Here is a 12,902-nt window from a genome sequence, read left to right on the forward strand (position 1 = left end):
TTATACATTCCCGACTCATATCAATAATCCATTTTTTCTTAACTTTATACTTAGTCGCAATATTGATACCGGACAATCTCATGTCAGTAAGCGCATTTAACCGACGCTGGGCGGCGGTCATTCTGGAAGCTCTCACGCGGCACGGCGTCAGGCATATCTGTATTGCCCCCGGCTCCCGATCCACGCCCCTGACCCTGGCGGCGGCGGAAAACGCGACCTTTATTCACCATACCCACTTCGATGAGCGCGGGCTGGGTCACCTGGCGCTGGGGCTGGCGAAGGTCAGCAAACGGCCGGTAGCCGTGATCGTCACCTCCGGAACGGCGGTGGCGAACCTCTATCCGGCGCTGATCGAAGCGGGGCTGACCGGCGAAAAGCTGATTCTGCTGACCGCGGATCGCCCGCCGGAGCTTATCGACTGCGGTGCCAACCAGGCGATCCGCCAGCCGGGCATGTTCGCCTCGCATCCGGCGCAGACCCTCTCGCTGCCGCGCCCGACCAGGGATATCCCGGCGAGCTGGCTGGTTTCGACGATCGATAACGCGCTGGCCGCGCTGCACGGCGGCGCGGTGCATATTAACTGCCCGTTTGCCGAACCGCTGTACGGCGAACCTGACGACACGGGCCTCGCCTGGCAACAGCGCCTCGGCGACTGGTGGCAGGACCACAGGCCGTGGCTGAACGCGGCGCGACGGCTGGAGAGCGATCCTCAGCCCGACTGGCACTTCTGGCGACAGAAGCGCGGCGTGGTGGTGGCCGGCAGGATGAGCGCGGAAGAGGGAAAAAAGGCGGCGCGGTGGGCGCAGACCCTGGGCTGGCCGCTGATTGGCGACGTGCTGTCGCAAACCGGGCAGCCGCTGCCCTGCGCCGACCTCTGGCTGGGCAACACGAAGGCGGTCAGCGAGCTGGAGCAGGCGCAGATCGTGGTGCAGCTCGGCAGCAGCCTCACCGGGAAGCGTCTGCTCCAGTGGCAGGCAAGCTGCACGCCGGAGGAGTACTGGATTGTCGACGCCATCGACGGACGGCTGGACCCGGCGCACCACCGGGGGCGGCGGCTGGTGGCGGAGGTGGGCGACTGGCTGGAGAAGCATCCGGCGGAGAAGCGCCAGCCCTGGTGCACGGCCGTTCCGCGGCTGGCGCAGCAGGCATGGCAGGCCGTGACCGCCCGCCGCGACGCCTTCGGCGAGGCGCAGCTGGCGCACCGGATTAGCGACTATCTGCCGGAGCAGGGGCAGCTGTTCGTCGGCAACAGCCTGGTGGTGCGCCTGATTGATGCGCTGGCGCAGCTGCCGGCGGGCTATCCGGTTTACAGCAACCGCGGGGCCAGCGGCATCGACGGCCTGCTGTCGACGGCGGCGGGCGTGCAGCGCGCCGGTGCCCGGCCGACGCTGGCCATCGTTGGCGATCTGTCGGCGCTGTACGACCTTAACGCCCTGGCGCTGCTGCGCCAGGTCTCCGCCCCTTTTGTGCTGATCGTGGTTAACAACAACGGCGGACAGATTTTCTCGCTGCTGCCAACCCCCCGGAGCCAGCGCGAACAGTTCTATCTGATGCCCCAGAACGTGCGCTTCGCTCATGCCGCCGCCATGTTTAATCTGCCGTACCACTGCCCCCGGAGCTGGGCGGAGCTGGAGGCCGCGCTGGCGGACGCCTGGCGCGCTCCGGCGACGACGGTTATCGAGCTGGTGGTTAACGACGTCGATGGGGCGCATACGCTGCAGCAGCTGCTGGCGCAGGTGAGCCAGCTGTGATCCTGCACGCGCGGGCAAAACGCGGCCGGCCGGGGATGCCCTGGCTGGTGTTTTTGCACGGTTTTTCCGGCGACGCGCGGGAGTGGCAGGCGGTGGGCGAGCGCTTTTCCGACCATTCGCGGCTTTATATCGATCTGCCGGGGCACGGCGGCTCGGCGGAAATCGCCGTCGGCGGCTTTGACGAGGTCAGCGCGCTGCTGCGCGCCACCTTAATTAGTTACAACATACTCGACTACTGGTTGGTGGGCTACTCCCTCGGCGGTCGGGTGGCGATGATGGCGGCCTGTCAGGGCGCGCCGGCCTCCGGCCTGCGCGGGCTGGTGGTGGAGGGGGGCCATCCGGGCCTGACGAACGACGAAGAGCGCCTCCGGCGTCGTCTGTCCGATCTTCGCTGGGCCGATCGCTTTCGCCAGCAGCCGCTGTGCGAGGTTTTTAGCGACTGGTATCAGCAGCCGGTCTTCGCGTCGCTGACCGCCAGCCAGCGCCGGACGCTGGTGGCTCTGCGTAGCCGTAACAACGGCGACACCCTTGCCGCGATGCTCGAAGCCACCTCCCTTGGCGTCCAGCCGGATCTGCGCGCGCGGATTAACGGCGGGGCGTTTCCGTTTTATTATCTCTGTGGCGAACGCGACGGCAAATTTCGCGCCCTGGCGGCGGAGCTGGCAGCGGTAACCCACATCATTCATCACGCCGGACACAACGCGCACCGGGAAAATCCCGCGGGCGTGGCGGCCTGTCTGGCTCAGATTCTGCGTCACTGACTAAAGGACACCCTATGATTTACCCTGATGAAACCATGCTCTACGCCCCGGTTACGTGGCAGGATTGCTCCGAAGGCTACACGGATATTCGTTATGAAAAATCCACCGACGGCATTGCCAAAATCACCATTAATCGTCCGCAGGTGCGTAACGCCTTTCGTCCTCTGACCGTTAAAGAGATGATTCAGGCGCTGGCGGATGCCCGCTATGACGATAACGTCGGCGTGATTATCCTGACCGGCGAAGGTGACAAAGCGTTCTGCGCCGGCGGCGACCAGAAGGTGCGCGGCGACTACGGCGGCTACCAGGACGACTCCGGGGTGCATCACCTGAACGTGCTGGACTTCCAGCGCCAGATCCGCACCTGCCCGAAGCCGGTGGTGGCGATGGTGGCCGGCTATTCCATCGGCGGCGGCCACGTGCTGCACATGATGTGCGACCTGACCATCGCGGCGGAAAACGCCGTCTTTGGTCAGACCGGTCCGAAGGTCGGCTCTTTTGACGGCGGCTGGGGCGCTTCCTATATGGCGCGCATCGTCGGCCAGAAGAAAGCGCGTGAAATCTGGTTCCTCTGCCGTCAGTACGACGCGCAGCAGGCGCTGGATATGGGGCTGGTCAACACCGTGGTGCCGCTGGCGGATCTGGAAAAAGAGACCGTGCGCTGGTGCCGTGAAATGCTGCAGAACAGCCCGATGGCGCTGCGCTGCCTGAAGGCGGCGCTCAACGCCGATTGCGACGGTCAGGCGGGGCTGCAGGAGCTGGCGGGCAACGCCACCATGCTGTTCTACATGACGGAAGAGGGACAGGAAGGCCGCAACGCCTTTAACCAGAAGCGTCAGCCGGACTTCAGCAAATTCAAACGGAATCCCTGATGCGCGGCGCGCAGGTATACCGCTGGCAGATCCCCATGGACGCGGGGGTGGTTCTGCGCGACAGGCGGTTAAAAACCCGCGACGGGCTGTACCTTCACCTGCAGGAAAACGGACGCGAAGGGTGGGGGGAGATAGCGCCGCTGCCCGGCTTCAGCCAGGAGACGCTGGAAGAGGCTCAGGGCGCGCTGCTGGCCTGGCGCGACGGCTGGCTGCGGGGCGACGCTTCGCTGCCTGCGCTTCCCTCGGTGGCCTTTGGCGTCAGCTGTGCGCTGGCGGAGCTGGCCGGCGAACTACCGGAGGCGGCGGACTATCGCGCCGCGCCGCTGTGCACCGGCGATCCTGACGCGCTGGTGGTGCAGCTGGCCGGGATGGCGGGCGAAAAGGTGGCGAAGGTCAAGGTGGGTCTCTATGAGGCGGTGCGCGACGGCATGGTGGTCAACCTGCTGCTGGAGGCGATCCCCGATCTCCGCCTGCGCCTGGACGCCAACCGCGCCTGGACGCCGCTGAAGGCGCAGCAGTTTGCGAAGTATGTTAATCCGCTGCACCGGGAGCGCATCGCCTTTATTGAGGAGCCCTGTCGGACCCGCGAGGCGTCGCGCGCTTTCGCCCGCGAAACCGGCATCGCCATCGCCTGGGACGAAAGCCTGCGCGAGGCCGATTTTGCCTTTGCGGCGGAAGAGGGCGTGCGGGCGGTGGTCATCAAGCCGACCCTGACCGGCAGCCTGGAGCGGGTGCGCGAGCAGGTTGCGGCGGCCCACGGGCTGGGGCTGACCGCGGTGATCAGCTCCGCCATTGAGTCCAGCCTCGGCCTGACCCAGCTGGCGCGCCTTGCCGCCTGGCTGACGCCGGACACCGTTCCGGGGCTGGATACCCTGAGCCTGATGCAGAGGCAGCAGCTTCGCCGCTGGCCGGGCAGCCCGCTGCCGTGCGTCGGTAGTGACGCGCTGGAACCGCTGCGATGACCGAACGACAGACCTCCGACCAACCGCACTCCTTTAGCGACTGGCCGTGGCGTCACTGGCGGCAGGCGCGCGGCGACGCGCCGGCGGTGCGTTTTAACGATGAGGTATTAAGCTGGCGGGAGCTGTGCGCGCGGGTCGATCGGCTGGCGGGCGGTTTCGCCTGGCAGGGGGTGACCGAAGGCAGCGGCGTGATGCTGCGCGCCTGGAACAGCCCCTGGACGCTGCTGGCCTGGCTGGCGCTGCTGCAGTGCGGCGCGCGGGTTCTGCCCGTCAATCCGCAGCTTCCCCGTCCGCAGCTCGACGCGCTGCTGCCCGGCTTAACGCTGCGCTTTGCCCTGCAGCCGGAGGGGGAGAACCTCTGTCCCGATCTGCTGGCGCTGCGGATGCAGGAGGATCGGGCCGGGCACTGCGCGCCCTGGCAGCCCCGACGGCTGGCGTCGATGACGCTGACCTCCGGCTCGACCGGGCTGCCGAAGGCGGCGGTGCACAGCTGCCGGGCGCATCTTGCCAGCGCGGCGGGCGTGCTGTCGCTGATGCCTTTCGACAGGGGAGACGACTGGCTGCTGTCGCTGCCGCTGTTTCATGTTTCCGGGCAGGGGATTCTCTGGCGCTGGCTGTACGCGGGCGGACGCATTACCGTACGCGATAAGCAGCCGCTGGCGCAGATGCTGGCCGGCTGCACCCATGCTTCGCTGGTGCCCACTCAGCTGTGGCGTCTGCTGGCGGACCGCGCGCCGGTAACGCTAAAAGCGGTGCTGCTGGGGGGCGCGGCGATCCCGGTAGCCCTGACCGAGCGGGCGCGCGAGCGCGGCATTCGCTGCTGGTGCGGATATGGGCTGACCGAGTTTGCCTCCACGGTGTGCGCGAAAGAGGCGGATGGCCTGGCGGACGTCGGCTCGCCTCTGCCGGGGAGGGAGGTGCGCATCGTCAATGAGGAGGTGTGGTTGCGCGCCGCCAGCATGGCCGAGGGCTACTGGCGCGACGGCAGGCTGATGCCGCTGGCAAATGACGAGGGCTGGTTCGCAACCCGCGATCGGGGGGCGCTGCGCGACGGCAGGCTGACGATCGTCGGCAGGCTGGATAACCTGTTCTTCAGCGGCGGCGAAGGCATTCAGCCGGAAGAGGTGGAGCGCATTATTGCCACCCACCCGCAGGTGGCGCAGGCTTTTATCATACCGGTTGAGGATGACGAGTTTGGCCACCGCCCGGTGGCGGTGGTTGAGTATATCGCCGGAGATGAGGTCGATCTCAGCGGCTGGGTAAAAGACAAGCTGGCGCGTTTTCAGCAGCCCGTGCGCTGGCTGACGCTGCCCGAAGCGTTAAAAACCGGCGGCATTAAGTTATCCCGCCGGGCGCTGTCCGGGTGGGTACAGACGCAGCTGACGGCGTGAAAACGGCAATCGGCGGTCCCATGCACCGGATATTGCCGTTTTGTTTATTCAGCAATGTGTAGCGTAGGTGAAATTTTTCTCTTCGCGGGTGCGTTATGGAGTGGCTGGTTAAAAAAACGCTGTATCTTGAAAAGAGTACGCGGCAGTTTCTCGTGCTTTGGGACAGCGGTGGTTCGCTGAAAATGATTGCCGAAGTGCTCTCCGTCCGGCTGCTGCAGGTGGGCGATGTTCTCTCGCCGATGCCGGATGCCCTGTACTGCATCAACCGTGACCGCAGCTGGACGGTGAAAATGATCAGCGCCGGTTACTATTGCCGTACCGAGTGGGAGCGGCTGGCGGCCTGCGACGAATAGCCGCGTCGGCAGCCGCTATTCGCCATTAAAAAATAAAAACCGCGTTCGGATATATTATTTTTTTTGCATTCTAGCGCCGCAAGATTAAATTATCCTTAAGCTGCCTGGGTGATGGAAATATATAATTTTCAGGCACTTTTTTCTTTGCCTTCGCTCTCTTTTTCAGGCATTTTTGCTTGTGCTGAGTTTATTTTTTGTATAAATGCCCGTCCCCCCTGCTCAGTGAAACGGTTCCCGTGGAGAGATTAACGTGTTGCCATTTGCCCGAACTTCATTATCTGTTCGTAGAAAATCTGTCGCTATTTTTATTATGCTGGCGCTTGTCGCAGCGCTCTGTTCTGAGCTGGCCTGGAGCAGCAGCGGGCTGCCGCGTATCGACGTTAAAACCCTCGGTCTGCTGGCGAAGCAGCGCCCGGTAATCGTGTTGTTCCGCCACGCCGAGCGCTGTGACCGTTCAGATAACCCATGCTTGTCCGATAAAACCGGCATTACCCTTAGCGGAGCGCAGGCCGCCAGGGCGCTGGGTAAAACCTTCAGCGCCAATATAAAAGAGTACGATCTCTATTCCAGCAGCGCGGTGCGGACGATTCAGTCGGCCAGCTGGTTTTCCGGTGGCAAAAAGCTGACGGTAGATAAAAATATGCTGTCCTGCGGCCGGGATATTTATCGCGCCATGAATAATATCATTAGCCGCTCGCCGGATAAGAACGTGGTTATTTTTACCCATAATCACTGCCTCAGCCGAATTGCAGAAGATAAGCGCGGCGCAAACGTTGATCCGGACTATCTGGATGGACTAGTGATGCATGCGGATAAGGGCAGGCTGTTTCTCGACGGACGGCTGGCGGCCCGCTGACGGGCCGTTTTTACGCTCAGAGCAGCCCTTTCAGCCTCAGGTTTTTTGCGTAGCCTCACTGTGTTTATTTCCGCCCCGCTGCGCAGCGGCGGTCTCCTTAGGGTATATACCCGTCATACTTCAGGTTGCATGTGCGTTGGCTTTATTCGGCCCGGGGGCTGTTCAAAACGCGCTGCGTTTTGCCCTGCAACTCGAATTATTTAGGGTATAGTGTTTTGACGATAAAAGCAGGAGAACGCGATGTTAAACGTGGAGATGCTGTCCACCGGGGATGAAGTGTTGCACGGGCAAATCGTCGACACCAACGCCGCCTGGCTGGCCGATTTTTTCTTTCATCAGGGGCTGCCGCTGTCGCGCCGCAATACGGTAGGCGACAGCCTGGACGCGCTGGTGGCGATTCTGCGTGAGCGCAGCCAACATGCCGACGTGCTGATCGTCAACGGCGGGCTGGGGCCTACCGGCGACGATCTGAGCGCGCTGGCCGCCGCGACGGCGAAAGGCGAGCCGCTGGTGCTGCACGAGGCGTGGCTGGCCGGGATGGAGCGCTTCTTCCGCGAGCGCGGGCGGGTAATGGCGTCCAGCAACCGTAAGCAGGCGGAGCTGCCCGCCAGCGCGGAGCTTATTAATAATCCGGTGGGCACCGCCTGCGGCTTTGCGCTGCAGCTTAACCGCTGCCTGATGTTCTTTACCCCCGGCGTGCCGTCGGAATTTAAGGTGATGATTGAGCAGGAGATCCTGCCGCGCCTGCGCGAGCGCTTCTCCCTGCCGGAGCCACCGCTCTGCCTGCGCCTGACCACCTTTGGTCGCTCGGAAAGCGATCTGGCGCAAAGCCTCGATGCGCTGCCGCTGCCGGAAGAGGTGACCATGGGCTATCGCTCCTCAATGCCGATCGTTGAGCTGAAGCTGACCGGGCCGTCCGGGCAGCGCGCGGCAATGGAGAGCCTGTGGCAGGAGGTGAAGCGCGTTGCCGGGCAAAGCATCATTTTTGAAGGTACTGAAGGGCTGCCGGCGCAGCTTGTCCACGCGCTGCAGGAGAGGCAGTTCAGCCTGACCTTAAGCGAGCAGTTTACCGGCGGCCTGCTGGCGCTGCAGCTCTCCCGGGCCGGAATGGCGCTGCGTGATAGCGAGGTCGCGCCTTCCCGGGAGGAGACGCTGGATGAGACGGCGCGGCGGATCGACGGGCGTCGCCGCGCGCAGCGCGCGGATCTGGCGCTGGCGATCGCTGGCCTGGAAAACGAGCACCTTAACGTTGCCCTCGCCACGCCGGACGGCACCTTCGCCCTGCGCGTCCGCTTCAGCACGACGCGCTACAGCCTGCCGGTGCGCCAGGAGGTCTGTGCCATGATGGCCCTTAATATGCTGCGCCGCTGGCTTAACGGGCAGCCGGTTGCCAGCGACCACGGCTGGATCGAGGTGGTTGAGTCGTTAACGCTGTAATGGCGTCCGTGCGGTCAGCGAAAATGCAGCTTCGCTGGCCGCTATCCGGCGTCTGGCCCGCCGGTGCTAACCACGTTCCGGAGATAGCGCTTTACCATAGGTCGGATAAGGCGCTGCCGACATTCGCTCCGTTTGTCGCCGTGGTTGTCCAACCTGTTGTACTCTTCATAAAAAAATCCGTGCGCGCACTCACGTTTCCTGGCGTTATTCTTCCACTCCGCTGGACGAAAGGCGCGTTTTGATGCGCTTCACAAATTCCCCTTAGCGGACCGATCACACTGATTCCAGTATCTCAGACTGGAGTCCAGTATGTTGGAATCAAGCAAAGTCCCGGCGCTGACGCGCGCCATCGACATTCTTAATCTGATCGCGAAAATTGGTCCGTGCAGCGCGACGACGATTATTGAAACGCTGGGGATCCCCAAAAGCACGGCCTATCTGCTGCTCAATGAGCTGAAACGACAGCGCTTTATCAGCGTCGATCACCATGAGAACTTTTGTCTGTGGACGAAACTGGTGGAGCTGTCGGGCCACGCGCTCGGCAACATGGATTTGCGTGAGCTGGCGCGTCCCCGCCTGACGCAGCTGATGGATGAAACCGGGATGCTCTGCCATCTGGGGATCATCGATCGCGAAAGCGCTTACTACATCCTGAAAATTGAATCCTCGTCCACCGTCAGCGTCCGCTCCCACGAAGGCAAAAGTCTTTCGCTGTATCGCTCCGGCATCGGCAAATGTCTGCTGGCCTGGCAGCCTGCGCCCGCGCGCAAAGCCATTATCGGGCAACTGGTCTGGGAAAAGGCGACGCCGACCACGATTACCGATCCGCAACGGTTAAGCGATGAACTGGAGCGCATTCGCCAGCGCGGCTGGAGCTTTGACAACGGAGAGGATTACCCGGACGTGCGCTGCGTCGCGGCACCCGTTTTTAACGCCAACAGTGAACCTGCCGCCGCCATCTCGGTGGTCGGCACCCGATTACAAATCAACGATGAGAACCGTGATTACCTGGCCGGGAAGGCGATTGCCTGCGCGAAGGATATTTCACGTCTTCTGGGATGGAAAAGTCCCTTTGATTCACTCGCATCATAAATGGAGAACATCATGAACCTACCCAAAATTAAACAGGTTCGCGCCTGGTTTACCGGCGGTGCCACCGCAGAGAAAGGCGCTGGCGGCGGTGACTATCACGATCAGGGAGCCAACCACTGGATTGACGATCATATCGCGACGCCGATGAGTAAATACCGCGAATACGAGCAGTCGCGTCAGTCCTTCGGTATTAACGTGCTGGGCACGCTGATTGTGGAAGTGGAAGCCGATAACGGCCAGATCGGATTCGCCGTCTCCACGGCGGGGGAGATGGGCTGCTTTATTGTGGAAAAGCATCTCAGTCGTTTTATTGAAGGGAAATGCGTCAGCGACATCAAACTGATTCATGACCAGATGCTCGGCGCGACGATGTACTACTCCGGCTCCGGCGGCCTGGTGATGAACACCCTCTCCTGCGTCGATCTGGCGCTGTGGGATCTGTTCGGCAAAGTGGTCGGCCTGCCGGTTTACAAACTGCTGGGCGGCGCGGTGCGGGAGGAGATTCAGTTCTACGCCACCGGCGCGCGTCCGGACCTGGCGAAGGCGATGGGCTTTATCGGCGGGAAAATGCCAACCCACTGGGGGCCGCACGATGGCGACGCGGGTATCCGCAAAGACGCGGCGATGGTCGCCGGGATGCGCGAGAAGTGCGGCGCGGATTTCTGGCTGATGCTCGACTGCTGGATGAGCCAGGATGTGAACTATGCGACCAGGCTGGCTCACGCCTGCGCGCCGTACAATCTTAAATGGATTGAGGAGTGTCTGCCGCCGCAGCAGTACGAAGGCTACCGCGAACTGAAACGCAGCGCGCCGGCGGGCATGATGGTCACCAGCGGCGAGCATCACGGCACGCTGCAGTCATTCCGCACCCTGTCAGAGACCGGCATCGACATCATGCAGCCGGACGTCGGCTGGTGCGGCGGGTTAACCACCCTGGTGGAGATCGCGGCCATCGCCAAAGCGCGCGGACAGCTGGTGGTGCCGCACGGCTCCTCCGTCTATTCGCACCATGCGGTGATTACCTTCACCAATACGCCGTTCAGTGAATTCCTGATGACCAGTCCGGACTGCTCCACGATGCGCCCGCAGTTTGATCCGATCCTGCTTGACGAGCCGGTGCCGGTGAACGGACGTATTCATAAATCCGTGCTGGATAAACCGGGATTCGGCGTCGAGCTTAATCGCGACGGTAACCTGAAGCGCCCTTATAGCCACTAATGACCCGTGCGTTGCCCGATGCCGGCAACGCCCTCCCTGTTGAGGAATCTGCTATGAGCACCACTTTACTTGACGGCGTGGTGAAGAAAAACCGCGCGCGTTTAATTCCGTTCATGCTGGCGCTGTACGTGCTGGCGTTTCTTGACCGTTCGAACATCGGCTTCGCCAAAGAGACTTATCAGATTGACACCGGGCTGAGCAACGAAGCGTACGCGCTGGGGGCCGGGATTTTCTTCGTGGTTTACGCCTTTCTCGGCGTGCCCGCCAACCTGCTGATGCGCAGGCTGGGCGCGAGAACCTGGATCGGCACCACCACCCTGCTGTGGGGCTTACTCTCCGCGGCGATGGCGTGGGCGGATACAGAGGCGAAATTCCTGATCGTTCGCACCCTGCTGGGGGCGGCGGAAGCCGGGTTCTTCCCCGGCATGATCTACCTGACCTCGCAGTGGTTTCCCCAGCGTACCCGCGCCAGCATTATGGGGCTGTTCTACATGGGCGCGCCGCTGGCCCTGACGCTCGGTTCGCCGCTCTCCGGCGCGCTGCTGGAAATGCACGGCTTTCTGGGGCATCCGGGATGGTTCTGGATGTTCGTTATCGAAGGTTTACTGGCGGTGGGCGCAGGAATATTTACCTTCTTCTGGCTGGACGATACGCCGCAGCAGGCGCGTTTCCTTAACGCTGAAGAAAAAGCCGCGCTGCTCGGTCAACTGGCGAGCGAAGATGAGAAAAAAGTGACCTCAAAACTCACCGATGCGCTGCGTAACGGCCGCGTCTGGCAGCTGGCGATGATCTACCTGACGATTCAGGTGGCGGTGTATGGCCTGATCTTTTTCCTGCCGACTCAGGTGGCCGCGCTGCTGGGGACGAAGGTGGGCTTTACTGCTTCGGTGGTCACCGCCATCCCGTGGGTCGCCGCGCTGTTTGGCACCTGGCTTATTCCGCGCTATTCGGACCGGACCGGCGATCGCCGCAATGTCGCCGGGCTGACGCTGTTGGCGGCAGGTATCGGCATCGGCCTTTCCGGCCTGGTTTCTCCGATCCTGGCGCTTCTGGCGCTCTGCATCGCGGCGGTAGGCTTTATCGCGGTGCAGCCGGTGTTCTGGACCATGCCGACGCAGCTGCTTTCCGGCACCGCGCTGGCGGCGGGCATTGGCTTCGTTAACCTGTTCGGCGCGGTGGGCGGCTTTATCGCCCCGATCCTGCGGGTGAAGGCTGAAACCCTGTTCGCCAGCGACGCGGCGGGGCTGCTGACGCTGGCCGGGGTCGCCATCCTCGGCGCGCTAATTATTTTCACGCTGGGCGTGAACCGTACCGCGTCACAGCCGGGTGCAGCGCATCAATAATTTTATCCACGTTGTAAGGATCATTATGAACGCATTGTTAGCAAACCCCTTTAAGGAAGGATTGCGTAAAGGCGAGGTTCAGATAGGGCTGTGGCTAAGTTCGACGACCGCTTATATGGCGGAAATTGCCGCGACCTCGGGATACGACTGGCTGCTCATCGACGGCGAGCACGCGCCCAATACGGTACAGGATCTGTATCACCAGCTGCAGGCCATCGCGCCCTATGCCAGCCAGCCGGCGATCCGCCCCGTCGAGGGAACAAAGGCCCTGATTAAGCAGGTGCTGGATATCGGCGCGCAGACGCTGCTTATTCCGATGGTGGATAGCGCTGAGCAGGCGCGTCAGGTGGTGGCCGCCACCCGTTACCCGCCGCTGGGTGAGCGCGGCGTCGGGGCCAGCGTCGCGCGGGCCGCGCGCTGGGGGCGCATCGATAACTATATGGCGCAGGCGAACGAATCGCTCTGTCTGCTGGTGCAGGTCGAAAGCAAAACGGCGCTGGATAATCTTGATGCGATTCTCGATGTGGATGGCATTGACGGCGTGTTTATCGGGCCTGCGGATCTGTCGGCGTCGCTGGGCTATCCGGATAACGCCGGGCACCCTGAGGTGCAGCGGATTATTGAGCAGAGCATCCGGCGCATACGCGCCGCGGGTAAAGCGGCGGGCTTTCTGGCCGTCGACCCGGAAATGGCGCAAAAGTGTCTGCAATGGGGGGCCAGTTTCATCGCCGTGGGCGTTGATACCATGCTCTACACGGAGGCGCTGGACGCCCGGCTGGCGCGGTTTAAACCGGCTCCGGAGGTGAAGGTGAAAAGCAGCTATTAGGCGGCGGCCGTACACGACCCCGACGGCGTGCCGCCGGGGT

General features: G+C 62.6%; 12 protein-coding genes. All 12 read left to right on the top strand.

The features are described from left to right. Positions 1–80 precede the first annotated feature (80 nt). Positions 81–1,751: a 2-succinyl-5-enolpyruvyl-6-hydroxy-3-cyclohexene-1-carboxylic-acid synthase gene (menD, locus tag GJV78_RS09245; protein ID WP_155108063.1), complete on the top strand. Its 1,671-nt coding sequence runs from the start codon at positions 81–83 to the stop codon at positions 1,749–1,751. Next, positions 1,748–2,512, top strand: a complete 765-nt coding sequence (gene menH, locus GJV78_RS09250; protein WP_167519479.1) for a 2-succinyl-6-hydroxy-2,4-cyclohexadiene-1-carboxylate synthase — start codon at positions 1,748–1,750, stop codon at positions 2,510–2,512. Before menD ends, menH begins: the two co-directional genes overlap by 4 nt. A 14-nt stretch (positions 2,513–2,526) precedes the next feature. After that, a complete protein-coding gene (menB, locus tag GJV78_RS09255) occupies positions 2,527–3,384 on the top strand; it encodes a 1,4-dihydroxy-2-naphthoyl-CoA synthase (RefSeq protein ID WP_155108064.1) in 858 nt (285 codons plus the stop codon). Next, positions 3,384–4,346, top strand: coding sequence for an o-succinylbenzoate synthase (gene menC, locus GJV78_RS09260; protein ID WP_155108065.1), 963 nt, complete (start codon positions 3,384–3,386; stop codon positions 4,344–4,346). The genes menB and menC overlap by 1 nt, the downstream gene beginning before the upstream one ends. After that, a complete protein-coding gene (gene menE / locus GJV78_RS09265; protein ID WP_155108066.1) occupies positions 4,343–5,737 on the top strand; it encodes an o-succinylbenzoate--CoA ligase in 1,395 nt (464 codons plus the stop codon). Before menC ends, menE begins: the two co-directional genes overlap by 4 nt. A 95-nt stretch (positions 5,738–5,832) precedes the next feature. Next, a complete protein-coding gene (gene pmrD, locus GJV78_RS09270) occupies positions 5,833–6,090 on the top strand; it encodes a signal transduction protein PmrD (protein WP_155108067.1) in 258 nt (85 codons plus the stop codon). 250 nt (positions 6,091–6,340) lie between these two features. Further along, complete coding sequence (locus GJV78_RS09275) at positions 6,341–6,946, top strand: lipopolysaccharide core heptose(II)-phosphate phosphatase (RefSeq protein WP_167519480.1); 606 nt, start codon at positions 6,341–6,343, stop codon at positions 6,944–6,946. A 240-nt stretch (positions 6,947–7,186) separates the two neighbouring features. Beyond that, the gene (locus GJV78_RS09280) at positions 7,187–8,383 is read left to right on the top strand and encodes a nicotinamide mononucleotide deamidase-related protein YfaY (protein ID WP_155108068.1); all 1,197 of its coding nucleotides are present in this window, start codon (positions 7,187–7,189) and stop codon (positions 8,381–8,383) included. A gap of 309 nt (positions 8,384–8,692) precedes the next feature. Then, positions 8,693–9,475: an IclR family transcriptional regulator gene (locus GJV78_RS09285; protein ID WP_155108069.1), complete on the top strand. Its 783-nt coding sequence runs from the start codon at positions 8,693–8,695 to the stop codon at positions 9,473–9,475. A gap of 12 nt (positions 9,476–9,487) precedes the next feature. Continuing rightward, positions 9,488–10,693 (top strand): L-rhamnonate dehydratase, encoded by a 1,206-nt coding sequence (gene rhmD, locus GJV78_RS09290; RefSeq protein WP_155108070.1) that lies wholly within the window; start codon positions 9,488–9,490, stop codon positions 10,691–10,693. Positions 10,694–10,746: 53 nt separating this feature from the next. Next, complete coding sequence (locus GJV78_RS09295) at positions 10,747–12,036, top strand: MFS transporter (RefSeq protein ID WP_155108071.1); 1,290 nt, start codon at positions 10,747–10,749, stop codon at positions 12,034–12,036. 25 nt (positions 12,037–12,061) lie between these two features. After that, the gene (gene yfaU, locus GJV78_RS09300; RefSeq protein WP_155108072.1) at positions 12,062–12,862 is read left to right on the top strand and encodes a 2-keto-3-deoxy-L-rhamnonate aldolase; all 801 of its coding nucleotides are present in this window, start codon (positions 12,062–12,064) and stop codon (positions 12,860–12,862) included. The last annotated feature ends 40 nt before the right edge of the window (positions 12,863–12,902 follow it).

This window comes from Intestinirhabdus alba (genome assembly GCF_009711095.1).
GTDB lineage: Bacteria > Pseudomonadota > Gammaproteobacteria > Enterobacterales > Enterobacteriaceae > Intestinirhabdus > Intestinirhabdus alba.